Annotated in this window: 29 protein-coding genes and 1 tRNA gene; 17 read left to right on the top strand and 13 right to left on the bottom strand. The window is 61.3% G+C overall.

Translation table 11 applies throughout. The features are described from left to right. Window positions 1-118: 118 nt before the first annotated feature. A complete protein-coding gene (locus FIV35_RS04785) occupies window positions 119-994 on the top strand; it encodes a helix-turn-helix domain-containing protein (RefSeq protein ID WP_034112419.1) in 876 nt (291 codons plus the stop codon). Here the strand turns inward: FIV35_RS04785 and FIV35_RS29545 are convergent. Next, a complete protein-coding gene (locus FIV35_RS29545; RefSeq protein WP_170245400.1) occupies window positions 987-1,163 on the bottom strand; it encodes a hypothetical protein in 177 nt (58 codons plus the stop codon). The two genes, FIV35_RS04785 and FIV35_RS29545, sit on opposite strands and share 8 nt — an antisense overlap. Before the next feature lie 90 nt (window positions 1,164-1,253). Next, a complete protein-coding gene (locus FIV35_RS04790; RefSeq protein WP_034137375.1) occupies window positions 1,254-2,168 on the bottom strand; it encodes a LysR family transcriptional regulator in 915 nt (304 codons plus the stop codon). Between the two features lie 106 nt (window positions 2,169-2,274). Here FIV35_RS04790 and FIV35_RS04795 point away from each other — a divergent pair, with 106 nt between their 5' ends. Continuing rightward, a complete protein-coding gene (locus FIV35_RS04795) occupies window positions 2,275-3,141 on the top strand; it encodes an MBL fold metallo-hydrolase (protein ID WP_083377901.1) in 867 nt (288 codons plus the stop codon). A gap of 36 nt (window positions 3,142-3,177) precedes the next feature. Then, complete coding sequence (locus tag FIV35_RS04800) at window positions 3,178-3,792, top strand: NAD(P)-dependent oxidoreductase (RefSeq protein WP_034112413.1); 615 nt, start codon at window positions 3,178-3,180, stop codon at window positions 3,790-3,792. 116 nt (window positions 3,793-3,908) lie between these two features. Here the strand turns inward: FIV35_RS04800 and FIV35_RS04805 are convergent, their stop codons facing one another. After that, the gene (locus FIV35_RS04805; protein ID WP_034137373.1) at window positions 3,909-4,805 is read right to left on the bottom strand and encodes a LysR substrate-binding domain-containing protein; all 897 of its coding nucleotides are present in this window, start codon (window positions 4,803-4,805) and stop codon (window positions 3,909-3,911) included. A gap of 109 nt (window positions 4,806-4,914) precedes the next feature. On the opposite strand from FIV35_RS04805, the gene FIV35_RS04810 reads away from it, so the two are divergent. The 3 genes from FIV35_RS04810 (at window position 4,915) to FIV35_RS04820 (ending at window position 8,926) form a co-directional block, all read left to right on the top strand. Beyond that, window positions 4,915-6,534, top strand: a complete 1,620-nt coding sequence (locus FIV35_RS04810) for a 5-guanidino-2-oxopentanoate decarboxylase (protein ID WP_034137372.1) — start codon at window positions 4,915-4,917, stop codon at window positions 6,532-6,534. A gap of 131 nt (window positions 6,535-6,665) precedes the next feature. Further along, a complete protein-coding gene (locus FIV35_RS04815; protein ID WP_034137371.1) occupies window positions 6,666-7,853 on the top strand; it encodes a cyanate transporter in 1,188 nt (395 codons plus the stop codon). 137 nt (window positions 7,854-7,990) lie between these two features. Further along, the gene (locus FIV35_RS04820; protein WP_034137370.1) at window positions 7,991-8,926 is read left to right on the top strand and encodes a LysR family transcriptional regulator; all 936 of its coding nucleotides are present in this window, start codon (window positions 7,991-7,993) and stop codon (window positions 8,924-8,926) included. Between the two features lie 25 nt (window positions 8,927-8,951). Here the strand turns inward: FIV35_RS04820 and FIV35_RS04825 are convergent, their stop codons facing one another. From FIV35_RS04825 to FIV35_RS29550, 3 genes are all read right to left on the bottom strand, one after another. Continuing rightward, entirely contained in the window at window positions 8,952-9,314 is a 363-nt protein-coding gene (locus FIV35_RS04825) for a 5-carboxymethyl-2-hydroxymuconate Delta-isomerase (protein ID WP_034112408.1), read from the bottom strand. 55 nt (window positions 9,315-9,369) lie between these two features. After that, window positions 9,370-10,293, bottom strand: a complete 924-nt coding sequence (locus FIV35_RS04830) for a LysR substrate-binding domain-containing protein (protein ID WP_034096422.1) — start codon at window positions 10,291-10,293, stop codon at window positions 9,370-9,372. 122 nt (window positions 10,294-10,415) lie between these two features. Next, window positions 10,416-10,562 carry a hypothetical protein gene (locus tag FIV35_RS29550; RefSeq protein ID WP_167416504.1) on the bottom strand — a complete coding sequence of 49 codons (147 nt, stop codon included), beginning with the start codon at window positions 10,560-10,562 and terminating at the stop codon, window positions 10,416-10,418. 197 nt (window positions 10,563-10,759) lie between these two features. Here FIV35_RS29550 and tcuC point away from each other — a divergent pair, with 197 nt between their 5' ends. Beyond that, complete coding sequence (gene tcuC / locus FIV35_RS04835) at window positions 10,760-12,064, top strand: MFS transporter (protein ID WP_034137369.1); 1,305 nt, start codon at window positions 10,760-10,762, stop codon at window positions 12,062-12,064. Beyond that, a complete protein-coding gene (locus FIV35_RS04840; RefSeq protein WP_034137368.1) occupies window positions 12,064-12,822 on the top strand; it encodes a substrate-binding domain-containing protein in 759 nt (252 codons plus the stop codon). The genes tcuC and FIV35_RS04840 overlap by 1 nt, the downstream gene beginning before the upstream one ends. Here FIV35_RS04840 and FIV35_RS04845 read toward each other — a convergent pair. Further along, entirely contained in the window at window positions 12,814-13,716 is a 903-nt protein-coding gene (locus tag FIV35_RS04845; RefSeq protein WP_034137367.1) for a LysR family transcriptional regulator, read from the bottom strand. The genes FIV35_RS04840 and FIV35_RS04845 overlap by 9 nt on opposite strands. Before the next feature lie 168 nt (window positions 13,717-13,884). On the opposite strand from FIV35_RS04845, the gene FIV35_RS04855 reads away from it, so the two are divergent. The 8 genes from FIV35_RS04855 (at window position 13,885) to FIV35_RS04890 (ending at window position 19,939) form a co-directional block, all read left to right on the top strand. Next, complete coding sequence (locus FIV35_RS04855) at window positions 13,885-14,736, top strand: STAS domain-containing protein (RefSeq protein ID WP_034137366.1); 852 nt, start codon at window positions 13,885-13,887, stop codon at window positions 14,734-14,736. A 2-nt stretch (window positions 14,737-14,738) separates the two neighbouring features. Further along, window positions 14,739-15,101 carry an STAS domain-containing protein gene (locus tag FIV35_RS04860; protein WP_034096416.1) on the top strand — a complete coding sequence of 121 codons (363 nt, stop codon included), beginning with the start codon at window positions 14,739-14,741 and terminating at the stop codon, window positions 15,099-15,101. Then, window positions 15,098-15,502: an anti-sigma regulatory factor gene (locus tag FIV35_RS04865; protein WP_034137365.1), complete on the top strand. Its 405-nt coding sequence runs from the start codon at window positions 15,098-15,100 to the stop codon at window positions 15,500-15,502. Before FIV35_RS04860 ends, FIV35_RS04865 begins: the two co-directional genes overlap by 4 nt. Beyond that, the gene (locus FIV35_RS04870) at window positions 15,493-16,500 is read left to right on the top strand and encodes an ATP-binding protein (protein ID WP_080761405.1); all 1,008 of its coding nucleotides are present in this window, start codon (window positions 15,493-15,495) and stop codon (window positions 16,498-16,500) included. Before FIV35_RS04865 ends, FIV35_RS04870 begins: the two co-directional genes overlap by 10 nt. After that, window positions 16,493-17,356 (top strand): sensor histidine kinase, encoded by an 864-nt coding sequence (locus FIV35_RS04875; protein WP_034096414.1) that lies wholly within the window; start codon window positions 16,493-16,495, stop codon window positions 17,354-17,356. The genes FIV35_RS04870 and FIV35_RS04875 overlap by 8 nt, the downstream gene beginning before the upstream one ends. Then, window positions 17,346-19,286: a response regulator gene (locus FIV35_RS04880; protein ID WP_083377902.1), complete on the top strand. Its 1,941-nt coding sequence runs from the start codon at window positions 17,346-17,348 to the stop codon at window positions 19,284-19,286. The genes FIV35_RS04875 and FIV35_RS04880 overlap by 11 nt, the downstream gene beginning before the upstream one ends. A gap of 180 nt (window positions 19,287-19,466) precedes the next feature. Then, window positions 19,467-19,679 carry a cold-shock protein gene (locus tag FIV35_RS04885; protein WP_034137363.1) on the top strand — a complete coding sequence of 71 codons (213 nt, stop codon included), beginning with the start codon at window positions 19,467-19,469 and terminating at the stop codon, window positions 19,677-19,679. 59 nt (window positions 19,680-19,738) lie between these two features. Continuing rightward, a complete protein-coding gene (locus FIV35_RS04890; RefSeq protein WP_034137362.1) occupies window positions 19,739-19,939 on the top strand; it encodes a cold-shock protein in 201 nt (66 codons plus the stop codon). A 63-nt stretch (window positions 19,940-20,002) separates the two neighbouring features. On the opposite strand, the gene FIV35_RS04895 is transcribed toward FIV35_RS04890, so the two are convergent. Continuing rightward, window positions 20,003-20,176, bottom strand: coding sequence for a hypothetical protein (locus tag FIV35_RS04895; RefSeq protein ID WP_175581879.1), 174 nt, complete (start codon window positions 20,174-20,176; stop codon window positions 20,003-20,005). 49 nt (window positions 20,177-20,225) lie between these two features. Here FIV35_RS04895 and FIV35_RS04900 point away from each other — a divergent pair, with 49 nt between their 5' ends. After that, window positions 20,226-21,722: a hypothetical protein gene (locus FIV35_RS04900; protein ID WP_034137361.1), complete on the top strand. Its 1,497-nt coding sequence runs from the start codon at window positions 20,226-20,228 to the stop codon at window positions 21,720-21,722. 110 nt (window positions 21,723-21,832) lie between these two features. On the opposite strand, the gene FIV35_RS04905 is transcribed toward FIV35_RS04900, so the two are convergent. The 5 genes from FIV35_RS04905 to dapA form a co-directional block, all read right to left on the bottom strand. Then, window positions 21,833-21,922: transfer RNA gene (locus tag FIV35_RS04905), tRNA-Ser, on the bottom strand. 83 nt (window positions 21,923-22,005) lie between these two features. Further along, window positions 22,006-22,719, bottom strand: a complete 714-nt coding sequence (gene purC / locus FIV35_RS04910) for a phosphoribosylaminoimidazolesuccinocarboxamide synthase (protein ID WP_034096403.1) — start codon at window positions 22,717-22,719, stop codon at window positions 22,006-22,008. A 27-nt stretch (window positions 22,720-22,746) separates the two neighbouring features. After that, entirely contained in the window at window positions 22,747-23,505 is a 759-nt protein-coding gene (locus FIV35_RS04915) for an MBL fold metallo-hydrolase (RefSeq protein WP_034137360.1), read from the bottom strand. 4 nt (window positions 23,506-23,509) lie between these two features. Continuing rightward, window positions 23,510-24,625 (bottom strand): NlpB/DapX family lipoprotein, encoded by a 1,116-nt coding sequence (gene bamC, locus FIV35_RS04920; protein ID WP_034137359.1) that lies wholly within the window; start codon window positions 24,623-24,625, stop codon window positions 23,510-23,512. A gap of 17 nt (window positions 24,626-24,642) precedes the next feature. Further along, the gene (dapA, locus tag FIV35_RS04925) at window positions 24,643-25,521 is read right to left on the bottom strand and encodes a 4-hydroxy-tetrahydrodipicolinate synthase (RefSeq protein ID WP_034137358.1); all 879 of its coding nucleotides are present in this window, start codon (window positions 25,519-25,521) and stop codon (window positions 24,643-24,645) included. Window positions 25,522-25,769: the final 248 nt, after the last annotated feature.

Genomic DNA, 25,769 nt, shown 5'->3' on the forward strand with positions numbered 1-25,769 from the left:
TAGCTGACATTTTTCACTTGAGTGCACGGCATAAGAAGGTGAAAACTGCGCCAAAGCCTGCGCTTTTTACCAATCGGGGCGATTACCGCACCCCTATCCTGAGTATCGGATTGAAAACATGACCAAAACCGCGATTCCGGTCTTCAAGCTTTACGGGGAAAGTCAGCAATGGCCGACGCCCGATTTGTTGCACTGCGAAACTATTTCCCGACGCAGCCGGGAATACCAGTGGGAGATCCAGCCCCACCGGCACGCGGATCTGTGCCAGTTGCTGTATGTGCACAAAGGCCAGGCCCAGCTGGAAATCGAAGGTCAGCGCACCACACTCAACGAAGCCACGCTGCAGGTCCTTCCGCCGCTGTGCGTGCATGGGTTTCGCTTCAGTGAAGATGTCGAAGGCTATGTGGTGACCCTTGCCGCGCCATTGGTGGACCACATGCAGGCGCAACTGGGTTCAACGGTCGATGCCTTGCAGACGTTGGGCAATTACCCAGCGGGCAAGGACAGCGATTACCTCAATAGCTTGTTCGCGCGCCTGCAGGATGAATACGCCGATGAGCAACCGGCACGGGACATGCTGATGCACGCCCTGGTCAGCGTGCTGCTGGTGTGGATCAGCCGCCAGGCGATCCAGCGCCGCCATCCACGGGCACCACGGGGTCGTGAGTATTTCCGACGCTTCACTCAGCTGGTGGAACAGCACTACCGCGAGCATCCCAAAATCGAGGACCTGGCCCACAAACTGGGGATCTCGGTGTCGCACCTGAACGGTACCTGCCGTGAATTGGCCGGGCAGCCCGCGCTGCAGATCATGCATGACCGCCAGTTGCTGGAAGCCAAGCGCCTGCTGACGTACACCAGCATGACCATCAATGAGATGTCGGAGGTGTTGGGTTTTTCCGACCCGACCAATTTCTCGCGGCTGTTCCGCCGCCGGGTCGGGTTCTCACCCAAGGCATTTCGTGAACAGTTAAAAGCGCAGCAGCCTACCTGAGCGCGCTGAAACTGCCGCTGTGGGGAATGCACTGATCCTGATGGCAACTGATCGCAAAGGTCGGTTGCATGCGGGTCTGCTCGACGCGGTAGGCGGCCGTCCCGTAGAGCGCACTGACCAACGCGCTGAGGGCGAAAATCATCAGGTACTTGCGGGTTTTGATGCTCATGGCACTGACCTCTGCACAGATATACACGGTGCTGTTTAAAGCATAGGTCAGCCGGGGCAGGATGCCATTATTGGACGCCATTCAACCCGTTTATGTCGCGTATAAACCCTCATCCCACGCCGGCTCTTCGGGAAAGCGCGACACCAGAAAATCCAGCAGGCTGCGCAGCGCCGAAGGCATGTGCTTGCGCGACGCGTAGACCGCATAGATGTTCATCTGCCGGGGTTCGGCGCTGGGCAGCAGGCGCACCAGTTCGCCACGGCGGATGTAGTCGCCGGCCTGATAGCTGGGCAGCATCGCCACCCCGGCGCTGGCCAGAGTGACACGCAGCAGAGTGCTGGCCTCGTTGGCGGTGATGGTGCCACTCACCGGCACAGAGACAGGTTCGCCCCGCTCTTCGAAATGCCACAAGCTCTTACCGAAATACGAGTGGGTCAGGCAGTTGTGTCGCGCCAGGTCCTCAACGTTGTGCGGCGCCGCATGCTCACGCAAGTACGCCGGGGTGGCGCACACCACCGAGCGGCAAACCGTAAGCCGCCGGGCGATCAGGTTGGGGTCCAGGTCGTTGCTCATGCGGATCGCCAAATCGATGCGCTCATCCACCAGGTTGACGGTGCGGTCAAGCATCTGCAGATCGACCGTGACCAACGGGTAGCGCTTGACGTACTCGGCGATGGCCTCGGCCAGTTGCGCCTGGCCGAACGAGGTACTCACACTCAGGCGCAACAGGCCACGGGGCGCATCGTCCGGTTCGCTGACGGCGGCCTGCATATCGGCACTCAACTCCAGCATTTGCCGGCAACGGGGCAGGGTTTCGCTGCCGGCCGCCGTGAGGCTGAGCTTGCGCGTGGTGCGGTGCAGCAGGCGCGCGCCGACCCAATCCTCCAACTCGGCCAGGTAGCGCGATACCACCGGGCGCGACAAGTCCAAATGATCGGCGGCGGCGGATTGGCTGCCCAGGTCGACCACGGTGACAAACACACGCATTGCTTGAAGACGATCCATGATCTGTCCGCTTTTAGAAACAAACTATGTTCCAGCATCGCATTTTTAGTCTGGTTTGGTGCAACTAAGCTCTGTGCATTCTTTGAATCGATGCTGGAGCTACCCGATGTTCTCAATTTTCAAGCGCCTGACTCTGGCCAGCGCCGCCCTGGCTTTCGCGGCCCATGCGACAGCGGCCGACCTGAGCCTGGACCTGTACAACCCCGGTGAAGCAGCGATTTTCCCGGTCAGTTCGGTACTGGTCAGCGGCGCCAAGGACGCAATCCTGGTGGACGCACAATTCGGCAAAGGCCAGGCCGAGCAACTGGTGCAAAAAATCCGCGCCAGCGGCAAGCACCTGACCACCATCTACATCAGCCATGGCGACCCGGACTACTACTTCGGCCTCGACACCCTCACTGCGGCCTTCCCCGACGCCAAAGTGCTGGCCCCACAACCGGTGGTCGAGCACATCAAAGCCACCGAGGCCGGCAAATTGGCCTACTGGGGCCCGAAAATGGGCGCCGACAAACCGGCCAAGATCATCGTGCCCCAGGTGCTTGAAGGTCATAGCCTGAGCCTGGAAGGCCAGACACTGGAGGTGATCGGCCTGGACGGCCCGCAGCCGGATCGCAGCTTTGTGTGGATCCCGTCGATCAAGGCTGTGGTGGGTGGTGTGGTGGTCGCCGAGCACATTCATGTGTGGATGGCCGACACCCAAAGCGCGCAGTCTCACAAAGACTGGCTGGCGACTCTGCAACGCATCCAACAGCTGCAACCGCGCACGGTGATTCCGGGGCACTACCTGGGCACGCCGTCGCTGGCGTCGGTGGCCTTCACCGCCGACTACATCAAGGCTTTTGACCTGGAAACCGCCAAGGCCAAGGACTCCGCCGCGCTGATCGCGGCCATGAAAAAGCGTTACCCGACCCTCGCCGACGACAGCTCGCTGGAGCTGAGCGCCAAAGTCGCCAAGGGCGAAATGAAGTGGTGAACCGTTGTAGAACCTGACCTTTACTTGGAGAACATCATGAGCAAGATCGCAATCATTGGCGCCACCGGTCGTGCCGGTAGCCAACTGCTGGAAGAAGCCCTGCGTCGCGGCCATAGCGTGGTCGCCATCGCCCGCAATACCGACGCCTTGCCGGCGCGCGACGGCGTCAGCGTCAAGCAGGTCGACGCCCTGAATGCCGAGGCCCTGCAACAGGCCGTCAGCGGCTGCGACGTGGTGATCAGCGCGGCGCACTTCGCCACCTTGCCCGCTGCGGCGGTGCTCGGTCCGGTGAAAAAAGCCGGGGTCAAACGCCTGCTGGTGGTGGGCGGCGCGGGCTCACTGTTGTTGCCGGACGGTAGCCGCGTGATCGACAGCCAGGGCTTCCCGGCCGAATACAAAGCCGAAGCCAGCGCCGGCGCCGAGTTCCTGGAGGCCCTGCGCCAGGAACGGGAACTGGACTGGACCTTCCTGTCGCCGTCGGCGGAATTTGTCGAGACCGAGCGCACCGGCACGTTCCGCCTGGGTCAGGACCATTTGCTGGTGAGCGCCGAAGGCCGCAGCTGGATCAGCTTTGCCGACTACGCCATCGCGATGATCGATGAAGTGGAAAAGCATCAGCACCCGCGCCAGCGTTTTACGGTCGGTTACTGAATGATGTATTGACTGATTCATCGCTATCGGGGGCAAGCCCCCTCCCACATGGACTGAGGAAACCAGATCAAAACTGTGGGAGGGGGCTTGCCCCCGATGGCGATCGATCGGTCAGTTCAAGTACCGCTGCCCCACCCCTGATCTGAAGAGTGGGCCTGGCTCTGCAGCCAATTCATCAATGCCTCAAGCTCCGGCAGTGGCTGTGTACCCGGCGCAGACACCAGGTAATATCCCATCCCCGTCGGCACCCGCCGTTCAAATGGCATGGCCAGCCGCCCTGCCTTCACATCCTCGCCAATCAGCGCGCAGTCGCCGATCGCCACGCCAGAGCCTTGGGACGCCACCGTCATCGCCAAGTCCAGGGTTTCGAAATGATGACCTTGGCTGAGCATGCTCAAGCGCACATCCGCCGCCTTCAGCCAGAGCGTCCAATCCCGCTCGTCTCGCGTGGGATGTAGCAGCACCTGGTGTTGCAGGTCCGCCGGTGTGCGCAGCGTCGCGAGCAAGGCCGGGGCGCAGACCGGGGTGAGTCGTTCATCGAATAAATGCCGGACCTCGGCGGGCTGCGCGGCGATGGGCGCGTAAATCACTGCCGCATCGAAAGGCTCGCGAAGAAAGTCCACGGTGTTGGCCACGGTGGTAGTGAGTTCAACCGGCACATCCGGGCGTTCCCGTTGCCATTGCATCAGGCGTGGCAGCAGCCAGCGCATCACACAGGTGGAGGCCTTGAGTTGCAGGGTTTGCTGGCGCCGACCGATGTGCTCCACCGCGTCGCCGATCAGGCCAAACACCTGCTGCGCGCAGTGCTGCCACGCGCGGCCCTGCTCCGTGAGGCTCAAGCCTCGCGCCTGGCGCAGAAACAATGGGTAGCCCAAGTGGCGCTCCAGCCCGGCGATCTGCCGGCTCACCGCGCCCTGGGTGATATGCAGATGTTCGGCGGCGCGGGTGAAGTTGCAGCAGTGGGCCGTGACCCAAAAGGTGTGCAGCGCAGGCAGCGGCGGAAGGCGTTTCATGCGATGAGCCATGACGTGGGAACATGGCGAGTATGACGTTTTATCGATTGTGGGCGCCATGGGCCAACCGTTCCAATACCGCCTTCTCTCACTCACAAGAGCGACCTGTATGGCGACCTGCGGCGAAGTGTTGGTCAACCTTTTGGAAGGCTATGGCGTGGACCATGTGTTCGGCATCCCCGGCGTGCACACCGTGGAGCTGTATCGCGGCCTGGCCCGTTCCAGCATCCGCCATATCACCCCGCGCCACGAACAGGGTGCCGGTTTTATGGCCGACGGTTACGCGCGCACCCGTGGTAAGCCCGGTGTGTGTTTCATCATCACCGGCCCCGGCATGACCAATATCACCACGGCCATGGGCCAAGCCTATGCCGACTCGATCCCGATGCTGGTGATTTCCAGCGTGCAGTCGCGCAGTCAGCTGGGCGGTGGGCGCGGTAAGTTGCATGAGTTGCCGAACCAGAGTGCGCTGGTGGCTGGGGTGGCGGCGTTTTCCCAGACCGTGATGTCGGCGGCGGAACTGCCCAGTGTGCTGGCGCGGGCGTTTGCGCTGTTCCAGGCCGGGCGGCCGCGCCCAGTGCATATTGAAATCCCCCTGGACGTACTGGTGGAAAACGCCGATGCGCTGCTGGGCTGCGCGCCGATCAGCGTGGCCCGCGCCGGTGCCGCACCGGCGTCCGTCGTGCAGATGGGTCGCTTACTCGCCACAGCCAAGCGTCCGTTGATCCTGGCCGGCGGCGGTGCCATTGAAGCCGCTGCGGCACTGACCACACTGGCCGACACCCTCGGCGCGCCGGTCGCGTTGACCATCAACGCAAAGGGCCTGCTGCCAGCCGCGCACCCGCTGCTGATCGGCTCGACCCAAACCTTGCCCGCTACCCGCGCCCTGGTGGCCGAAGCCGACGTGGTGCTGGCCATCGGCACGGAGCTGGCGGAAACCGACTACGACACCACCTTCGCCGGCGGCTTCGAGATTCCTGGCACCTTGCTGCGCATCGATATCGACCCGGACCAGACCGTGCGCAACTATCGGCCCGCCGTGGCGTTGGTGGCCGATGCGCGGATCGCCGCCGAGGCCGTGCTGGCCGAACTGAACCTCACGCCACTGCCTGCCCGCGATCCACACTGGGGGCAGCACCGCGTCGCACGGTTGTGGGCTGACTTGGCGCCGACCTGGGACGCCGCCACCCGCGCGCAGACCCTGTTCCTCAACACGGTATTGGCGACCTTGCCCGATGCCGTGCTAGTGGGCGATTCCACCCAACCGGTGTACAGCGGCAACCTGACCCTGAACCTCGACCATCCGCGTCGCTGGTTCAACGCCTCCACCGGCTACGGCACCCTGGGCTATGCCCTGCCCGCCGCCATCGGCGCCTGGCTCGGACGCGGCGATGGCCGGCCGGTGGTGTGCCTGATCGGCGACGGCGGTCTGCAATTCACCCTGCCGGAACTGGCCAGTGCCGTGGAAGCCCGCACGCCGATCATCGTGCTGCTGTGGAACAACCAGGGCTATGAAGAGATCAAGCGCTACATGCTCAACCGCGCCATCGAACCGGTGGGCGTGGACATCTACACCCCGGACTTTATCGGCGTGGCCAAGGCCCTTGGCAGTGCCACTGACAGCGCACACGACGTTGAGCAGCTACGCATTGCCTTGCACAACGCCGTGCAACGGCAAGGGCCAACGTTGATTGAAATCGATCAGGGGCTGTGGATGAAGGCGATGTGAGCCGAGGGGGCAAGGAAAGGACCAAGCCCATTAACCCCAGCGCAATTTTTCAATAGCCTTTGCGACTTTCTCATTTGCTCCGCCGCCACCCGCCATGGCCTGATCTGCGCTTGTTCACTCAAGGCTTGCCCATGGAAAACGTTCACGCAAAACCCACTACCGCCGTCTGGCTGATGCTTAGTGTTGTGCTGGTCGCCCTTAACCTGCGCCCTTCGATGGCGGCGGTCGGGCCGTTGTTGTCGTCGATTCGCGGCGATGTGCCGTTGAGTTTCAGCAGCGCGGCGTTGTTGACCATGCTGCCGGTGATGGCCATGGGGCTGGCGATGTTTTTCGGCATGGGCCTGGCCAAGCGGGTGGGTGAGCACCGCAGCATCGTGTTGTCCCTGGGGGTGATCGGCGTAGCGACGTTGTCGCGGTTGTGGCTGGACTCGGCGCTGGAGCTGATCGTCAGCGCCATCGCCGCCGGGGTGGGGATTGCGCTGATCCAGGCGGTGATGCCGGCGCTGATCAAGACCCGCTTCAACCAGAACGTCTCGCTGTTCATGGGCCTGTACGTCACGGCGATCATGGGCGGCGCCGCGCTGGCCGCTTCATTCGCGCCGTTCGTGCAGGTGCAGACCGGTAGTTGGCGCATCGGCCTGGCCATCTGGGCGATGCTTGCCGTGTTGGCGCTGGTGTTCTGGTATGCCCAGCGCTCGACGCTGCCGCCAGTGCCCCAGGCCGGCTCCGACACGCAGGAACGCTTTTTCGGCAACGCACGCGCCTGGTTGCTGGCGATCTTTTTCGGCCTCGGAACCGCGTCCTACACCTGTGTACTCGCCTGGCTGGCGCCGTACTACGTGGAACAAGGCTGGAGCGAACAGAACGCCGGCCTGGTGCTGGGCTTTCTCACCGCAATGGAAGTGGTGTCGGGGCTGATCACGCCGGCCATTGCCAACCGCCGCCAGGATAAACGCAGCGTGGTGGCGACGTTGCTGGTGCTGATCATCCTCGGTTTCTGCGGCCTGATTCTGGCACCGCAACACGTGAGCCTGCTGTGGCCATGCCTACTCGGCCTGGGCATCGGCGGGTTGTTCCCGATGAGCCTGATCCTGTCCCTCGATCACCTGGACAATCCGCGCCGCGCCGGCGGCCTCACCGCCTTTGTGCAGGGCATCGGCTACCTGATCGCCGGTGTGTCGCCGCTAATCGCCGGGATGATTCGCGACCGATTGGGCAGCTTCGAATGGGCTTGGTGGGCACTGACCGGAGTGATCGTGGTGATGCTGCTGATGGTCACGCGCTTCGACCCGAAGCATTACGCGCGCCATTTCCGCTGAGGTCGTATTGCCAACAGTTTATGTCCCACCACAAACATAGAAACGCCCTACAGAGCTTTCTATTGGTACGACCGTTCCGTTAATCTTTTGCGCTGTCTTGTACTGAATTCGGTACATGGGATTTACGGACGAAACTGATGTTAAACAGTAACTTGCTCAGAAAACTCGATATGCAGGACTTGATGGTGTTTATCGCCGTCTATGACCAGAGCAGCGTTACCGAGGTGTCAGAAACGCTGTTTGTCAGCCAGTCCACGGTGAGCTACAGCCTCAAGAAACTGCGCACCAGTTTCGAGGACGAGCTGTTTATCAACACCCGCGCGGGCATGCGGCCGACGTACAAGGCCACCACCATGTACGAGCATGTGCAGAAGATCCTCGAAAGCATCAACCTGTGCCACGCCGGTGGTCAGGCTTTCGACCCCAGGCAGCAGGCGGTGACCTTCAATGTGTGCGCCCCGGAATACTTCGAACAGCTGATCCTGCCGCGCCTGCTCAAGCAATTCGATCGCGCCGACCTGCCGGTGATCGTTAATGTGCGCAAGCTGGAAACCGATATCCCCGCCGACGACCTGCGCGAAGGCCGCTTGGACCTGGTGATCTGTTTCGGCCCGCATTTCCACCGCGCCCATAAAGACTTCAAGACCCAGATGCTGCTGGAGGATGACCTGGTCTGTGTGTTCGACAAACACGCCGCGCCACGGGAATCGGCGTTCAGCCTGCAATCCTTCGTCGAACGCCGCCATGTTTTTCCAACACCCTGGACATCCGATACCAACATGATCGACGGTTGGCTCGGGCGCCAGGCGCACAAACGCCAGGTCGTGGCGCGGGCCAACAGCTACAGCGCGGCCTTGAAGATGATCAGCGGCACCGACTACGTCGTCACCCTGCCCCGCCGCGTGCAAAAACTGCTGGCACCGGCCACCACCTTCGGCCACTGCGAAGCCCCCAACGGCTTGCCGGGGTTCACTTTGGATATGCAGTGGCATGAAAGCAGCGGGCAAGACCGCGCCAATGCCTGGTTCCGGGAACAACTGGTGAAGGTCTGCGCCGAGCAAGGCTTGCTCTGACGCCCGCGTACCTTAGGGGCAGTGATCAGCCGATGGCGACTTTGCTGTAGGACTCGCGATCCATATCGACCAACTGCACGCTGAGTTGCACCTGCATATCTGCCGGCCACTCGCCCACGTCCTGCAAGGCCGCCAACAGGCTCTCCGACAACTGCTTTTTAACCTGAGGCGAGCGCCCGCTGAGCAAGGACAGTTTCACCGCGATAAAGGCCCGCGGGCTCAGCGAGGTGCCGACCTGGAAACTCTCGACCTTCAACGCGCGGCTTTTGATATCGAACTCGGAACCGAACTGCCCGGACGCCATCAGCACGTTATTGAGCCGCAACAGGGTTTTCTCGACGGCCAGGTCGGTGAGGTTCGCGGTGTATTCCAGGTGCAGATGCGGCATTGATCGCTCCGAGTTATTTGTAGGAAGACGCGTAGATATAACACGGATAAAACCATCAGGCTGGGTTCACCGGCCCGCGATCCCCCATAAACGCTTCCAAGCGCGAACGCACCCAACGCTCGGCCGGGTCGGTGTCCACATGGCTGAGCCAGACCATCGACAGATCCAAGGTCGGCGTTTCGAACGGGAATGGCTCGCAGAACAGATTGCCTGACACGGCCATGGCCTCGGCGGCGTAGTCCGGCAGGCTGGCGATCAAGTCAGTGCCGGCCAGCAGCGCTGGCAAGGCGCTGTACTGGGGCACCGACAACACCACCTGACGCTTGCGGCCGATTTCCGCCAGCCACTCATCGGCGAACCCCGACACGTTGGCGGTGTGGGACACCAGCACATGAGGCCGTGCGCAATATTCATCGAGGGTCAGCGGCGTGTCCGAGGCATCGGCGCGCAACAGCCGCGGACGGATATGACGCAACAATTTGCGCTTGGCATTGGCCGGCAGGCCACGGGTCTGGGTGATGCCGACGGTAATGTCGCCGGATGCCAACAGATCGGGAATGCGCCAGTAGTCGACATGCTGCACCACGAACACTACCTTCGGCGCTTCCTGGCGCAAGGCGCGCAGTAGCGGCGGCAACAGGCCGAATTCCACATCGTCGGACAGGCCGATGCGAAACGTCATGGTGCTGATGGACGGGTCGAAATCGTGGGTCAGGCTCAAGGCCGACGACAACGAATCCAGGGCCGGTGACAGGTGCTGAATGATTTCCTCGGCCCGCGCAGTTGGCTCCATGCGATGGCCAACGCGAATAAACAACGGGTCGTTAAACAGCGTACGCAATCGGTTGAGCGCCGAACTGATGGTGGGTTGGCCCAGAAACAGCTTCTCCGCCACCCGCGTGACGTTGCGCTCAAGCATCAGTGCTTCGAAAACCACCATCAGATTGATGTCGGCCTTGCGTAATTCATTGCGATTCATCGGCGCCTGCCCCTTGCCCTAGACGAGCCGCAGTGTAGAAAGCGCCGCGGCGGGCGTCTATGCGCATTGCCGCCAAACACACCGGCAGGTCGGTGCCCGCCGGTGCTGGTCAGGCCGGGTCATCAGGGTTTGAGCGGTATTTCCTGATCTCGCTCGGACAGCTCCGTGCCGTCGTCGGGATGTTTCCAGGTCTGCGGTTTTTCCTCTTCGTAGCGCTGCCGGGGCTGCTCCTGCTCCGGTTCATCGTGGTGCTTCGGTTCATTGCCCATTGTCACCTCCCCTCCCAAAGAATTGGACACAGCTACAAGCATAGATCAGGACAAAGGGTTTGGCCGCCCGCTTGATTGATAGCTATGACGCATCAATAAATCCAAAATTTTCACTTATCATTTCTAAATGTGTCAGCCACTATCCCAAGTCTTAAGCGAAACAAGCACTTTAAAAAGAACGCTGGAGACACAACACCATGACTAGCTCAACCCGGCCTGACTCTGCCCACTCCAAAGTGGGCGCGGTATTGCGCGTTACTTCGGGTAACTTCCTCGAACAGTTCGACTTCTTTCTGTTCGGCTTCTATGCCACTTACATTGCTGCCGCGTTCTTCCCCGCCGCTAATGAGTTTGCGTCATTAATGATGACCTTCGCCGTGTTCGGCGCAGGCTTCCTGATGCGGCCCCTGGGTGCAATCGTTTTGGGTGCCTATATCGATGACGTGGGTCGCCGCAAAGGCCTGATCGTGACGCTATCGATCATGGCCAGCGGTACGCTGTTGATCGTGCTGGTGCCGGGCTATCACAGCATTGGTCTGTGGGCGCCGCTGCTGGTGCTGCTCGGTCGCCTGCTGCAAGGCTTCTCGGCCGGCGCGGAACTGGGCGGTGTGTCGGTGTACCTGGCCGAGATGGCCACGCCAGGCCGCAAAGGTTTCTATACCAGCTGGCAATCGGGCAGCCAGCAGATCTCCATCGTGGTCGCCGCCGCGCTGGGTTATGGCTTGAACGTGTGGATGGAACCGTCGGTGGTGGCCGACTGGGGCTGGCGCATTCCGTTTGCGGTGGGTTGCGTCATCATCCCGTTTATCTTTGTACTGCGTCGCAACTTGCAGGAAACCGAAGAATTCGCCAACCGCAAGCACCGCCCGACCATGCGCGAAGTGCTGGCAACCCTGGTAAAGAACTGGACCGTGGTCATCGGCGGCATGCTGATGGTGGCCATGACCACCACCGCGTTCTATCTGATCACCGTGTACGCGCCGACCTTCGGCAAGACCGTGCTGCAACTGAGCACTTCCGACGCACTGCTGGTGACCTTGCTGGTGGCCATTTCCAACTTTGTCTGGCTGCCCATCGGCGGCACTCTCAGTGACCGTTTCGGTCGTAAACCGGTGCTGATCGCCATGACTGCGCTGACCGTGCTCACGGCCTATCCGGCATTGTCCTACGTGGTCAACGCGCCGAGCTTTGCGCATATGCTGGAAACCCTGCTGTGGTTCTCCTTCCTGTACGGCATGTACAACGGCGCCATGATCCCGGCCCTGACCGAAATCATGCCGGTGGAAGTGCGTGTGGCGGGTTTCTCCCTGGCCTACAGCCTGGCGACCGCGATCTTCGGCGGCTTCACCCCGGCGATCTCCACCTGGTTTATTCACATCACCGAAGACAAAGCCTCGCCGGCCTATTGGATGATGTTCGCCGCGCTGTGTGCGCTGTGCTCGACCCTGGCGCTGTACCGCCGCGCCAACGCCCGTGGTCAAGTAATGCAGGGGGCCGTGTGATGAAGTCAATGTTCAAAACCCTGACCGCCCTCGCCCTCGGCGCCCTGGCACTGACGGCCCAGGCCGAACAGCTCAAGGTGATGACGTCCGGCGGCTTCACCGCAGCTTATAAAGTGCTGGGCCCGCAATATGCCCAGCGCAGCGGCGACACCCTCGACACCATTCTCGGCCCGTCCATGGGCAAGGCGCCGGAAGCGATTCCCAACCGCCTGGCCCGCGGCGAACATGCCGACGTGGTGATCATGGTCGGCTATGCCCTGGATGAGTTGATCAAGCAAGGTAAGGTGGACCCCGCTTCACGGGTGGAACTGGCCGACTCGCGCATTGGCCTGGTGGTCAAGCAAGGGCAGCCGAAACCGGCGATCGGCACCGACGCCGAGCTAAAGGCGGTGCTCAGCAACGCCAAGTCCGTGGCGTATTCCGACAGTGCCAGCGGCGTGTATGTGGAAAAAGAGTTGTTCAAGAAACTCGGTATGCCGGCCAAGGGCACCATGATCGAACGCCTGCCGGTGGCCGAGCAGGTGGCCAAGGGTGATTACGCTGTGGGCTTGCAGCAGGTGGCGGAACTGTTGCCGGTACCGGGCGTGACCTTTGTGGGCAAGATCCCTGAAGACGTGCAATCGGTAACGCGCTTCGCCGCGGGCATTCCGGTGAACGCCGAACACCCTAAGCAGGCCAAGGCGCTGCTGCAGTTCCTCGCCTCCCCCGAGGTGCAACCGGCGGTGCAGGCCACCGGCCTGGACTCGGTGTCACGCTGACCGAAACGGCATCTCGCGCACCAAGCGCTCCAACTCCAGCGCCGCTGGCGGCAAAGTCCGCCCGCGGCGTTTGATCAAGCCCACATTGCGCATCACCTGCGGCTCCACCAGCGGCACGCTCACCAGAATCGGGTGTTCGCACGCTGGCATCGCAATCGACGGCACCATCGCCACCCCCAGCCCCGCTTCTACCAGCCCGATCATGGTGGTCACGTGGTGGGTCTCGCAAATACTCAGCTTCTTAACGCGCACGCCACGCAAGGCCTGGTCGAGCAGAAACCGGTTGCCCGAGGTCTTGTCCACGCTGATGTAGTCGTGCTCATAGGCTTCGGCCCACGTCACGCTGGCGCGTCCGGCCAGCGGATGGTCACGCCGGCACGCCAATACGTAGCGCTCTTGCAGCAACAGTTCGAACTCCACCTCATCGGCCAGGCTGCCGCTGAAACTCACGCCGAAATCCGCCTCGCCGCTTTCTACCGCACTGCACACCTCGCCGGCACTGGCGTCGAGCACCCGCAGACGAATCTTCGGGTAGAGCTTGTGGAATTCGGAGATCACGTGAGGCATGAAGTAGTACGCGGTAGAAGGCACGCAGGCGATGGTGACGTTGCCCATGCGCGTCGATGCCACGTTGCTGATGCCCATCAGGGCGAGGTCCAGGTCGTCGAGCATGCGTTCGACCTGCGGGAGAAAAGCGCGTCCCACCATGGTCAGGCTGACACGCCGGGTGGTGCGCTCGAACAGCTTCACGTCCAGCGCCGATTCGAGCTTTTCGATGCGGCGGCTCAAGGCCGGTTGGGAGATGCGGATCGCCTCGGCAGCGCCGCGGAAACTGCCTTTGTCCACCACGGCACGAAAGGCCTGAAGGTCATTGAGATCGAAATTGATAATCACGGGAAACACTGGCCGACTAGGGGGGGCGATCTATAGTACCCGAGGGCCATGAACGTGGCGCGACGCACTTTGTAGACATCCCCCGGAATAATTAGCGTAAACCGTTTCAAACCACACATTTTGGTATAGATTGCGCGCAGCATATAACAGGCATCCAGGAGCTTTCCCATGGCGACACTTCACGCGACTACCGTTCAGGCGCTGCAAAGCAACAAACTCAGCTTGTTGACCACATGGATCGAAAGCCTCGAAGCCTCGGGTGCCACCCGCAACGTCAAGGAAGCCGACCTGAAACAACAGGCCAACGACTTCCTGAACACACTGATTGCAGCCCTGGAACAGGGCGGTTCGCAGAATGTTAACCACGAGAACTGGGCCGAAACCCGCGTACTCCTGGAAAAGCTGTCCCACAGCCGCGCACTGGTCGGCCAAGACTCGCAACAGACCGCCAGTTTCATCTTTGCCCTCAAAGGCCCGCTCTTCGCCCTGCTGCAACGCGAATATGCCGAGCAGCCAGCGCAACTGGCCGAACAGCTATGGGAAATCTCCGAGCTGCTGGATGCCTTGGGCATGCACACCATCCGTACCTTCCAGAAGTCCCGCGAGCTGGTGATCAAACGCCAGCAGGAAGAACTGCTGGAACTGTCCACGCCGGTGGTCAAGTTGTGGGACGGCGTGCTGGCCCTGCCGATGATCGGCACCCTGGATTCCCAGCGCACCCAGGTGGTGATGGAATCGCTGCTGCAACGCATCGTCGACACCGGCGCGGAAATTGCGATCATCGACATCACCGGCGTGCCAACCGTCGATACCCTGGTGGCCCAGCATCTGCTCAAGACCGTGACGGCCATTCGCCTGATGGGCGCCGATTGCATCATCAGCGGTGTGCGTCCGCAAATCGCCCAGACCATCGTTCACCTGGGCCTTGACCTGCAAGGCGTCGTCACCAAGGCCAATCTCGCCGACGCCCTGGCCCTGTCCCTCAAGCGTCTGGGCGTGACCGTGACCAAGGCCGTCTGACCATGGAACGCATCCCGATTTTGCAGATGGGCGAGTTTCTGCTCGTGACCATTCAGGTGGATATGCACGACCAGCTCGCGTTGACGCTGCAGGACGACCTGTCCGAACGCATCAACCGCACCTCGGCGCGTGGCGTCTTGATCGATATCTCGGCGCTGGACATGGTCGACTCCTTTATCGGCCGCATGATCGGCACCATCTCCGGGCTCTCGCGGATCATGGATGCACAGACCGTGCTGGTGGGTATGCAGCCGGCAGTGGCCATTACCCTGGTGGAGCTGGGCATGACCTTGCCTGGAGTCGCCACCGCACTCAATGTCGAACGCGGCATGAAGCTGTTGCGCGAGCGGGTAGAAAACTCATGACCCTGGCCAGCAATGGCACTCATCCCGTGCTGATCGAACAGGACGTTGTGCTGGCTCGACAACTGGTCCGCAAACTGGCCCAGGATTGCGGCATGCGCCTGATCGACCTGACCAAATTGGTCACGGCCGTCAGTGAGCTGGCGCGTAACACGGTGGTCTACGGCGGCGGCGGGTATATGGATTGGGAAATAGTCGAGAGAGACCTGCGCTCCGGCGTTCGTCTGACGTTTCGCGACGAAGGCCCGGGCATTCCCGATATCAAACTGGCGATGACCGACGGCTGGACCTCCGGCGGCGGGCTCGGCCTGGGGCTGACCGGCGCCAAGCGCCTGGTGGACGAATTCGAACTGGACACCGCACCCGGCCAGGGCACCCGCGTGACGATCACTCGATGGTCCTGAATATTCCCAGCGCTCTCACGCAGGTGTTGTTGATCGAGGATGTGAGCCAGATTGGTCACGCCCGACGTACCGCACAGAAACTCGCCGAACACTTGGGCTTCGACGAAACCGACGCCGGTCGCGTGGCCCTGGTGGCCACCGAGCTGAGCAGCAATATCCTCAAGCATGCCGCCCACGGCCAATTGCACCTGCGCGCCACCGGCAACGGCGGCGTGGAGATGATCGCCGTGGATCGCGGCCAGGGCTTTGACCTGGACAGCTGCCTGGTGGACGGGTTTTCCACCGGCGGTACCCAGGGCATCGGCATGGGCGCCATTTCACGGGTGGCCCAGGTGTTCGATGTGTACGCCGACCCACGCGGTACGGCGATGCTCGCGCGCCTGTATCCGAGAGCCTCGACGGCCAAGGACATACGCTACGGGGTCAGCCAACACTCCCTGCATGACGACCCGGCCTGCGGCGATGCCTGGCACCTGGCAATCGAACCCGGCCGTTTCAGTGTGATGGTGGGCGATGGGCTGGGCCATGGCAGCGAAGCCGAACGCGCCGCGCGGGACGGTGAGAAGGTGTTCGCACGGGGCGCCTTTGACGAAGCGACGCTGCTGATGGCAGATATGCACGCCGGCATGAGCGGTACCCGTGGCGGCGCCGTGGCCGTGGCGCAATACAACGCGGCGACCGGCAGCCTGCGCTTTACCGGCGTAGGCAATATCGGCGCCAGCTTGATCGGCCCTGGCAAGTCCCGCGGTCTGGCGTCTCATCCAGGTATCGTCGGCGTGCAGTTTCGCAAGGCGCAGCCATTCGACTACGCTGAGGTCAGCGGCCAGTTGCTGATCCTGTTCAGCGACGGCCTGCAGTCACGCTGGAACCTGGCCGACTACCCCGGGCTGACGCACCGCCACCCGGCTTTGATCGCCGCCATCCTGCACCGTGACTTCTGTCGCGGCCGGGATGACGTCACCGTTTTCGTGATTGCCCTGGAGGCCATCGATGGCTGATACCACTGCCTCGCTCGCCGCAGAAGTCCAGCGCTTGCGTCAAGAGGCCGATGCGCTGCGCGCCGAATTGGACGAGACCAACCAAGGCGTGCTGGCGCTGTATGCCGAGCTGGATACCCAAGCCGATCAACTGCGCCAGGCCTCGGACCTCAAGAGCCGCTTCCTGTCGTATATGAGCCACGAGTTCCGCACGCCATTGGGCTCGATCCTGAGTATCACCAGCCTGCTGGACGATGAGCTCGACGGCCCACTCAGCCCCGAGCAACACACCCAGGTGGGCTTTATCCGCAGCTCGGCGAGAGAACTGCGCGAGATGGTCGACGATCTGCTGGACCTGGCCAAGATCGAGGCCGGGCGCATCAGCATCTCCCCGGCCTGGTTCGATATGTTCGACCTATTCTCGGCCCTGCGTGGCATGTTCCGGCCGATCGTGGATGCGTCGTCGGTGGACCTGATCTTCGAAGAGCCCGCCGGCCTCCCCAAGCTTTATACCGATGACAAAAAGCTCGCGCAGATCCTGCGCAACTTTATCTCCAACGCGCTGAAGTTCACGCTGCAGGGCGAGGTGCGGGTGTCGGCGCGCATGGAGAACGAGCGGGAGATCCGCTTCGCGGTGCAGGACACTGGCCTTGGCATCCCCATCGAACTGCATAGCAACCTGTTCGAGGATTTCTCGCAGATCGACTCGCCGCTGCAAAAGCGCCTGCGCGGCACCGGGCTGGGGCTGTCGCTGTGCAAGCGCTTCGCCGAGTTGCTGGGCGGCCGGGTTGGGGTAGAAAGCACGCCCGGCGTGGGTTCGTTGTTCTTTGTGGTCATTCCCCTTTCCATCGCCAACGAGACCGTCGATGAAACGTGACATCCAACTGCTGATCGTCGACGACAACGCCGCCACGCGTTACGCCCTGCGCCGGCGCCTGGAGAACCATCACTACCAAGTGTTGGAAGCGGGCACCGGTCAGGACGGCCTGGACCTGATCGCCAGCCGTACCATCGATGCGCTGATCCTGGACGTCAACCTGCCGGACATGAGCGGCTTCGATATCGTTCGCGGCCTGCGCGCTGACCCCGCCACCGCGTTGCTGCCGGTGGTGCATGTGTCGGCGGCCTCGATCGAGACCGGCGATATCATCACCGGCCTGGACGCCGGCGCCGACGCGTACCTGATCCACCCGGTGGACCCTGAAGTACTGCTGGCCACCCTGCGCACCTTGTTGCGGGTCCGCGATACCGAGTACGCCTTGCGCGAGAGCGAGGCACGCTTTCGTGAGATTTTCTTCAACATCAGTGCGCCTATCGCAGTGATGGACGCGCAGCTCAAAGTCCACGAGTGCAACCACGCCTTCGCTCAACTGATTCACGACAACCTCAACCCGGACGCTCTGCTGGAATGCTTCGCCGCCGATCAATTGGCCGTGATCCAGGAGCTGTGCCTGCGCCTGGCCGCTGGTGAACGCTGGAAAGGCACCTTGCTGATGAAGGTCGACGACCAGTTGCGCGAGACCGAGTGGCAGATTTCACCGTACCGCCGCGCCGGCCTGAGCCTGGTGTTTGTTGAAGACGTGACCGAGCATCGCCATCGCGAACGGCATCAACAGGCCGAACTGGCCAACGCCGCGAGCCAACTGGCGCGCACCGAAGCCCAATTGCTGCAGGCGCAGAAGATGGATGCGCTGGGCAAGCTCACTGGGGGTATCGCCCACGACTTCAACAACCTGCTGACCGGGATCATCACCAGCCTGGAACTGATCAAAAAACGCATCCAGAGCCAGCGCACCGACAAAGTACTGGGCTACGCCGACGCCGCGCTGAACTCCGCCCTGAGCGCGGCCGGGCTGACCAACCGCCTGCTCGCATTCGCGCGCCAGCAGCCACTGGATACGCACCCTACCGATATCAACGCGCATATCCGTTCCCTGGAAGAGTTGCTGATGCGCACCATCGGCGAGCACATCGCGCTGAATCTGGAGCTGACCAACAACCCGGCTGTGGCGATGGTGGACCCGATCCAACTGGAAAGCGCCGTGCTCAACCTGGTGATCAACGCCCGGGACGCCCTGCCACAAGGCGGGATCATCTGGGTCACCACCTACCCGGCGTATTCCACCGGTAACCCCAAGCTGGAAAACGGCCCGTACATTGCCCTGTCGGTACGCGACAACGGTGTGGGCATCGAACCCAGCGTCATCGACAAAGTGTTCGACCCGTTCTTCACCACCAAACCGCTGGGCCAAGGCACCGGCCTGGGCCTGTCGACTATCTACGGGGTCGCGCGCCAGTCCGGCGGCGACGCACAGATCCGCAGCGTGACCCGCCAGGGCACCGAAGTGACCATCATGCTGCCCGCTGCCGACGGCCCCCCAGCCCTGGCCACCAAGGTCGAGGCGATGCCGGGCGTGAGTCACGGCGAACATATCCTGGTGGTCGAAGACATGCCGTCAGTGCGCGGTTTCGTGGCCGAAGTGCTGGTGGATGCCGGTTACCGTTGCAGCCTGGCGGCGGACGGCGACGAAGCCATCGCCATGCTACGAGCCGACCCGACGATTAACTTGCTGCTCACCGATTTCGGTCTGCCGTACATGACCGGCCGCGAACTGGCCGATCACGCGCGGGCTCTGCGCCAGGAGTTACCAATCCTGTTCATGACCGGTTACGCCGAGAATGCGGCGAACCGACAGGAGTTTCTCGGCGAACGCATGGACCTGATCACCAAGCCATTTCATATCGATCAATTGCTGGAAAAAATTCACCAGGGGCTGGAACCGTCCAAACCTGGGTCCTCAACCTGATTTTCCAGGCCTTAACTGCGTAGTCTGGCGCATTTCCAAGGGCGGCGAACCTGTCAATAATGACAGTACCGCCGGTCTTGTGGCGCGTTGACGCCCAGCCTCATCGGAACTTTGATTATGGATACCGTCGTCAGGTCGACTCGACTGACGGTGGACACCAGGGTTTCGAGGATATGAGCAATGAGCGACAGACAACACGGCACTGTGAAGTGGTTCAACGAAACCAAGGGCTTCGGCTTTATTAGCCCGGAGAGTGGGCCTGACCTGTTCGTGCATTTCAGAGCGATTATGGGCACCGGCTTCAAAACGCTGACCGAAGGGCAAAAGGTCACGTTCGAGACCGTGCAAGGACAAAAAGGCCTGCAGGCGGACAAAGTCCAAATCGAAAAATAACCCCCACACGCTTACCGGCCATAACCGGCCACGTATTGCACTGAAAAAGGAGAACGGCCATGCCCATTGAAACTCCACAGACTGCAATTCCCACCAGCAACGAGACAAATCCCTACGGTGAGCAAGAGATTTTCTTCAGCTATGACGGTGGGCCGGCGTTGCGCCCTGGACAAATCGTGACTTACGAACGGGTCAGAGGTCCGGGCGGTGAGTGGCAGGCGATCAATATCGAGATCGTGAAGGACGTCACCGTGAACTAGCGCAAAAGCGCCCCACGAACCAGCGGGTCACTTCATCGGTGCCACTGACCTGCAAGGTCTGGGTCAGATCGCCCCGAGCGACGCTTGCGCGGCGCGCATCGACTGGCCCAGCGGACCGAACATACTGCGCGTCAACAACCAGGCCAGCACCACCGTGCTCAAACCGGTCAGAAGCACAACCCCGAACACCATGTTGCGCGAGCGGCTGTATTGAGCCTCGGCCACTTGGCCTTGCATTCTTGCTCTATGATGCACAGGTACAAAATTCCAGGGGGAGGCTGATGTGATGACTGCTGGTTTTAACCCGTTAGTGCATATCGATTGGAAAACCCCCGGCGGCGAATGGCTGTCACTGCTGCCACCTGTCTACCCCCACATCAGCGTGTTTTCCGGCGCGGCCTTCGAAACGCTGCTGGATGAACTCTGCAATGAAATGCCCGAGGTGTGCTTCGAAGCGCTGGCCACTGCACTGGCGCGCGAAGGCTTCGACCTGTGGAACCTCGACGCGGGGGGTGACGATTACCGCCCGGTGATTGTCCCCGCCAATCAGCGCGAGCGGTTTACCCAACATTGGTGCGGACAGAAGACAGCCCTGCATTTCAAGCCGACACTCATCCAAGCGCAAATACCGCCCGCAGCCAAGCCCAAACGCAGCAAGCTCCAGTGGCTGCAGGACGTACATGAATACCCAGGCCCAACGTATGTGCACGAAGGCAACTATCGCAACGGCTGGGCCGCGATCACTGAGCAGGAGGACGATAGCTGGTTATGCTTCCTGATCGATTACAACGCCTGGCCGCCTACCGAGCAGGACATGCTCGAACTCCGCAAAGACGGCGTGGACGGCGCCGATCTGCAACTGATCGATGCCAACGTTCAACGCAGCCTGTGGAAACGTCAGGTAACGCGCGGCGCGTACCGTTCGGATGATCGCTATCAGTACGAGATCCGCAAGGGCAACAGCGTTGAAGTTTTCGGCCCCGTCGAGACGCAATGGCCGGCGTTTGAAGATCCCTGCGTGGTGGTCGAGGATCAGGTCTTCGAGCGTCAACGCCTCTACGAACCCGGGGCATTGACGCGGATCTGGCGCATCACCGCGCAGACCAGCGAGATCATTTTCGAACACCCCGATGAACTGACCCTCCTGCCCATCGGCCCCAACCGTTTGCTGTTTATGCAGCACAACGGCCCGTGCTGCTGGATTTGGAGTCAATACCTTGCACAACCGGTCACCATTGCCGCCAAACCGATGCCGGCTGAAGCCTATCAATTGCGCGCAGCCACCGCTTACCTGGGAGGCGATGAGGTGCTGTTATTCAGTGAAGGCGCGCGCCCCAACCCCGAACACCCCGGCTACCAGGAAAGCGTACTGCTAGCATGGCGCTTTAACTTCATCACCGGCACCAGCACCCAGGCGGTACTGGACGGCTTCGGCAGCGAAGTGCGCCAGGACACGCGCCTGCTGATCACTCAGCCCAAGCAAGTCATCACCCTGCGCACCTTTCACGGTCGGTTGGACGTTGCCCGTGGCCACGGTGATTGGTGGGTATGGAGTTATCACACGCAAACCTTCGGCGCCCACACCTTGGCGTGGTTGTGGAACCAGTGCAGCAACGATGTATTGAAACTGTCCTCCAAGGACATCCCGCGGGTTAAACCGCAGATCCGTTACGTGGCGGCGCAGGATCGGTATTTGGCGTTCGAAACGGAATATGTCGCGCGGCTGCCGCAGTTTGCGCAAATGGCGCAGGCTTTGGGGAGTGAGGGGCTAGTGTTTAAGTGAAGGACGCTGGTGCTCGCACTGGACACAACCCACCTCTAAAATGAAGCCATCGGAAACGCAAAAGCCCCTGAAAGGATTAAACCTTTCAGGGGCTTTTGGTTATTCAATGATGGCGGAGAGATAGGGATTCGAACCCTAGGTACCGGTGAAGGTACAACGGATTTCGAATCCGTCCCATTCGGCCACTCTGGCATCTCTCCAACGGCGCGCATCATAACAGCCTGTTTCATGGAAGCAAAGCTCTTACGAGATTTTTTTCCGTGCTATCAGATGCTTGCGTCGATTACAGCGGTACGCCAAGACGGTTGGCGACTTCTTCGTAGGCTTCGATCACGTCACCGAGGCCCTGGCGGAAGCGGTCTTTGTCCATCTTCTTCTTGGTGGCCTTGTCCCACAGGCGGCAGCCGTCCGGGCTGAATTCGTCGCCCAAGACGATGGAACCGTCGTGGAACACACCGAATTCCAGCTTGAAGTCCACCAGCAACAGGCCAGCGTCGTCGAACAGCTTGCTCAGCACGTCGTTGACCTTGAGGGACAACTCCTTCATGCGCGCCAGTTGCTCAGCGGTGCCCCAACCGAAGGCCACGACGTGGGATTCGTTGATGAAGGGATCGCCTTTGGCATCGTCCTTCAGGAACAGCTCGAAGGTGTACGGATTGAGCTTCATGCCCTCTTCCACACCCAGGCGCTTGACCAGGCTGCCGGCGGCGTAGTTACGCACAACGCACTCGACCGGGATCATGTCCAGTTTCTTGACCAGGCACTCGTTGTCGCTCAGCAGCTTGTCGAACTGGGTCGGAATACCGGCCGCTTCGAGCTTCTGCATGATGAAGGCGTTGAACTTGTTGTTCACCATGCCCTTGCGATCGAGCTGTTCGATGCGCTTGCCGTCGAACGCCGAGGTGTCGTTGCGAAACAGCAGGATCAGGCGGTTGGCGTCGTCGGTCTTGTACACCGACTTGGCTTTGCCGCGGTAGAGTTCTTCACGTTTTTCCATGATGGGCTCCGCTTTGAGTGAGGTGGGCTAGGCGATATGTCGCCAGTCGAGCCCTGAATCTTGATCGGCCAGTTGCAGCCAGTCCGGGTCGCACCCAAGGGTGTCGACAAAACATTGCCGGGCAAGCGTCGGCAGGTTGTTCTTGCTGCTCAAGTGGGCCAGGACCAGGTGTTGCAGGTCTTGCCAGCCCAACTCATACACCAGGTACGCCGCCTGGTGGTTGTTCAAATGCCCCAGTTCGCCGCCCACCCGCTGCTTGAGAAAGTACGGGTAGTGACCACGAGCCAGCAGGTCACGGCAGTGATTGGACTCGATCATCAAGGCATCGAGATTCCGGTAGCCGTCCAGCACCCTGGCGCAATACGAACCCAGGTCAGTGAGCACGCCAAAACGTCGCTCGCCATCACTGAACACATACTGCGTGGGTTCCTGGGCGTCATGCGCTACGGCGACCACATCAATGCTCAAGGCACCGATCCGAAAGGTCTCGCCGCCGGCCAGGAAACCCGCAGGCTCAATGGGTTTGCGCATCCCGCGCAAGGTACCGCGACTCAGATACACCGGAAGATTGTAGCGCCGAGACAGCAAACCCACGCCATGCACATGGTCGGCATGTTCGTGGGTCACCAGAATCGCGCTCAGCTGCGTAGGGTGAACCCCCAGGCGCAGCAAGCGCCGCTCGGTTTCTCTTAACGAGAAACCACAATCGACCAGCACATAGGTGTCGTCATGGGCGACGAGCGTGCCGTTCCCTTGGCTTCCGCTGCCGAGAACGGCAAAACGCATCGGATCAGCCCAGGTTGTCCTGAATCACGCCCAACACTTTGCGCGCTGTTTCAGCTGGCGCTACGGTGTTGATGTTCTTCTCGACCGTGACTTGCACCGCGTCGCCAACCTTGCTCAAACGCACCTGATAACGCTCCGCGCGGGTCTCGACTTCTTCCTTGGTCGGCTTGCTGCCGAACAGCTTGCCGAAGAAGCCCGGTTCGTCGTCTTTACGTTCGGCCTTTTCCGCCACGTTGATGTAGTACAGACCCAGGCTCCGGTTGATGTCCTCAACACGCCACGGGCCTTGCTCCAACGCGCGGCCTACGCTGGCCCAGGCACGATCCAGGTCTTCACCCAGGTTCAGCACCACGTTACCGCTGCCGTCCTCGGTGAGGCTGACGCGGCTCGGGGTATCGTAATCTCGCGCAGCGAGCAGGGAAACCGAACCGCCCTTCTCGGAAATACGGCTCATGCTGGCCAGCATTTCATCGACCAATGCCGAGTCGACACCGGTGTTGACCGAGCGGTTGGTGAAATCGACGTTGGCTGTGCTGCCGGCAGGACGCTCGGCGCTCACCACATAGACTTCACTGGTATTGCGCTGCACGCCTGGCTCAATGCGCACACGGACGCGCGTTTCGCTGTCGGAGGCGACACCGCCGGCCTGCAGGCGCTTAGCCATACTGGCGGACAACTCATTGCCCTGCTGCCAGGCAGTGGTGAATTCACCGGTCTGCGGGCGCTGTTCGTCAATGCGGAAACCGTTGTCCTGGAAGAACTGCACCGCCACCGGCCAGACTTCGGCAGGTGGGCGCTGCGCCACGATCCAGCGCGAGTCGCCGCTTTTTTGCAGGCTGTAGTCGCTGGCATCGGCCACGGCCGTGATCGGCTGTGGACGTGGTACCACGAACTCACCTTTGGCGGTGTCATCGGCAACGTTGCGTGGAATCGGCAGCAACGGGTCAAGGCGCTTGGCGACATTGACGTCCGGCGGCAATTGCATCGGTTTGGTTGCTTGTGCTTCCAGATAATCGCTGCCGCGGTCACGGAAGTAGCCTTCCGGGCCCCAGATCCAACCGCAGCCACTGGTGCTGGAGATAATCAAGGCAAGTGCGGAAAGTCCGGCCAATCGCTTCATGCGTAGTGCTTCCTCAATTAAACCAGGACGCCGGACTGGCGCAGGGCCTGTCGCAGCGGTTCGTGACAGGCTTCGCTGAGGCGGGTGAGCGGCAGACGGATACCGTCCGGCATCATGCCCATCTCGTACAGAGCCCATTTCACGGGAATAGGGTTGGATTCGATAAACAGTTCTTTGTTGAGCGGCATCAGCTTCTCGTGGATCGCGCGGGCTTTGTCGGCATCGCCGGCGAGTGCGGCGGCGCACATGTCGCTCATGGCGCGGGGGGCCACGTTGGCGGTCACGGAGATATTGCCTTTGCCGCCCAGTAGAATCAGCTCGACCGCGGTGGCGTCGTCACCGGAATACAACAGGAAGTCACTGCTCACGCCGGCCAGGATGTCCTTGGCGCGCTGCAGGTCACCAGTAGCTTCCTTGATGCCGACGATGTTCGGCACGGTGGACAGGCGGATCACGGTCTCGGCCTTCATGTCACAGGCGGTACGGCCCGGCACGTTATAGAGGATCTGCGGAATGTCGACGGCTTCGGCAATGGTGCGGAAGTGCTGGTAAAGGCCTTCCTGGGTCGGCTTGTTGTAGTACGGGGTCACCAGCAAGCAGGCATCGGCACCGGCTTTCTTGGCGTTTTTGGTCAGTTCGATCGCCTCACGCGTCGAATTGGCGCCCGTACCGGCGATGACCGCGATACGACCGGCAACGCGCTTGACCACGAACTCGATGACCTGGATGTGCTCTTCCACATCGAGCGTGGCCGATTCACCCGTGGTGCCGACCGCAACGATCGCGTTGGTGCCTTCTTGCAGGTGGAAGTCCACCAGTTTGCCCAGGCTGTCCCAGTCGAGATGACCTTGTGCATCCATGGGTGTGACCAGTGCCACCATACTGCCCGCAATCATGCAACCGCTCCTGCCGGAAAAAGAGAGCCGTAATGGTACTGGCGCCAAGATGCTTGCACAAGCGAAGTACCGCGTGAGGATGCGTTCTGACGCAACTAAACATCGATCAACGCCATCATCGGGCCTGAGCACGGTTTGACGAGCACTGAAAACCGCAGAACGACGCAATGAAAACGCCACCTCCTAGCCCTTGGCGACGCTTTTCGCTACCCTTGATCCTTTGATCGATACGGCCCTCTCGGTATCGA

The sequence above is a fragment of the Pseudomonas rhodesiae genome (assembly GCF_007858255.1).
GTDB lineage: Bacteria > Pseudomonadota > Gammaproteobacteria > Pseudomonadales > Pseudomonadaceae > Aquipseudomonas > Aquipseudomonas rhodesiae.

What these genes read in the sequence shown, in the direction of transcription:
- FIV35_RS04785 (WP_034112419.1), top strand. Translation starts at nt 119, where the DNA reads ATGACCAAAACCGCGATTCCGGTCTTCAAGCTTTACGGGGAAAGTCAG.
- FIV35_RS29545 (WP_170245400.1), bottom strand. Translation starts at nt 1,163, where the DNA reads ATGAGCATCAAAACCCGCAAGTACCTGATGATTTTCGCCCTCAGCGCG.
- FIV35_RS04790 (WP_034137375.1), bottom strand. Translation starts at nt 2,168, where the DNA reads ATGGATCGTCTTCAAGCAATGCGTGTGTTTGTCACCGTGGTCGACCTG.
- FIV35_RS04795 (WP_083377901.1), top strand. Translation starts at nt 2,275, where the DNA reads ATGTTCTCAATTTTCAAGCGCCTGACTCTGGCCAGCGCCGCCCTGGCT.
- FIV35_RS04800 (WP_034112413.1), top strand. Translation starts at nt 3,178, where the DNA reads ATGAGCAAGATCGCAATCATTGGCGCCACCGGTCGTGCCGGTAGCCAA.
- FIV35_RS04805 (WP_034137373.1), bottom strand. Translation starts at nt 4,805, where the DNA reads ATGAAACGCCTTCCGCCGCTGCCTGCGCTGCACACCTTTTGGGTCACG.
- FIV35_RS04810 (WP_034137372.1), top strand. Translation starts at nt 4,915, where the DNA reads ATGGCGACCTGCGGCGAAGTGTTGGTCAACCTTTTGGAAGGCTATGGC.
- FIV35_RS04815 (WP_034137371.1), top strand. Translation starts at nt 6,666, where the DNA reads ATGGAAAACGTTCACGCAAAACCCACTACCGCCGTCTGGCTGATGCTT.
- FIV35_RS04820 (WP_034137370.1), top strand. Translation starts at nt 7,991, where the DNA reads ATGTTAAACAGTAACTTGCTCAGAAAACTCGATATGCAGGACTTGATG.
- FIV35_RS04825 (WP_034112408.1), bottom strand. Translation starts at nt 9,314, where the DNA reads ATGCCGCATCTGCACCTGGAATACACCGCGAACCTCACCGACCTGGCC.
- FIV35_RS04830 (WP_034096422.1), bottom strand. Translation starts at nt 10,293, where the DNA reads ATGAATCGCAATGAATTACGCAAGGCCGACATCAATCTGATGGTGGTT.
- FIV35_RS29550 (WP_167416504.1), bottom strand. Translation starts at nt 10,562, where the DNA reads ATGGGCAATGAACCGAAGCACCACGATGAACCGGAGCAGGAGCAGCCC.
- tcuC (WP_034137369.1), top strand. Translation starts at nt 10,760, where the DNA reads ATGACTAGCTCAACCCGGCCTGACTCTGCCCACTCCAAAGTGGGCGCG.
- FIV35_RS04840 (WP_034137368.1), top strand. Translation starts at nt 12,064, where the DNA reads ATGAAGTCAATGTTCAAAACCCTGACCGCCCTCGCCCTCGGCGCCCTG.
- FIV35_RS04855 (WP_034137366.1), top strand. Translation starts at nt 13,885, where the DNA reads ATGGCGACACTTCACGCGACTACCGTTCAGGCGCTGCAAAGCAACAAA.
- FIV35_RS04860 (WP_034096416.1), top strand. Translation starts at nt 14,739, where the DNA reads ATGGAACGCATCCCGATTTTGCAGATGGGCGAGTTTCTGCTCGTGACC.
- FIV35_RS04865 (WP_034137365.1), top strand. Translation starts at nt 15,098, where the DNA reads ATGACCCTGGCCAGCAATGGCACTCATCCCGTGCTGATCGAACAGGAC.
- FIV35_RS04870 (WP_080761405.1), top strand. Translation starts at nt 15,493, where the DNA reads ATGGTCCTGAATATTCCCAGCGCTCTCACGCAGGTGTTGTTGATCGAG.
- FIV35_RS04875 (WP_034096414.1), top strand. Translation starts at nt 16,493, where the DNA reads ATGGCTGATACCACTGCCTCGCTCGCCGCAGAAGTCCAGCGCTTGCGT.
- FIV35_RS04880 (WP_083377902.1), top strand. Translation starts at nt 17,346, where the DNA reads ATGAAACGTGACATCCAACTGCTGATCGTCGACGACAACGCCGCCACG.
- FIV35_RS04885 (WP_034137363.1), top strand. Translation starts at nt 19,467, where the DNA reads ATGAGCGACAGACAACACGGCACTGTGAAGTGGTTCAACGAAACCAAG.
- FIV35_RS04890 (WP_034137362.1), top strand. Translation starts at nt 19,739, where the DNA reads ATGCCCATTGAAACTCCACAGACTGCAATTCCCACCAGCAACGAGACA.
- FIV35_RS04895 (WP_175581879.1), bottom strand. Translation starts at nt 20,176, where the DNA reads ATGCAAGGCCAAGTGGCCGAGGCTCAATACAGCCGCTCGCGCAACATG.
- FIV35_RS04900 (WP_034137361.1), top strand. Translation starts at nt 20,226, where the DNA reads ATGACTGCTGGTTTTAACCCGTTAGTGCATATCGATTGGAAAACCCCC.
- purC (WP_034096403.1), bottom strand. Translation starts at nt 22,719, where the DNA reads ATGGAAAAACGTGAAGAACTCTACCGCGGCAAAGCCAAGTCGGTGTAC.
- FIV35_RS04915 (WP_034137360.1), bottom strand. Translation starts at nt 23,505, where the DNA reads ATGCGTTTTGCCGTTCTCGGCAGCGGAAGCCAAGGGAACGGCACGCTC.
- bamC (WP_034137359.1), bottom strand. Translation starts at nt 24,625, where the DNA reads ATGAAGCGATTGGCCGGACTTTCCGCACTTGCCTTGATTATCTCCAGC.
- dapA (WP_034137358.1), bottom strand. Translation starts at nt 25,521, where the DNA reads ATGATTGCGGGCAGTATGGTGGCACTGGTCACACCCATGGATGCACAA.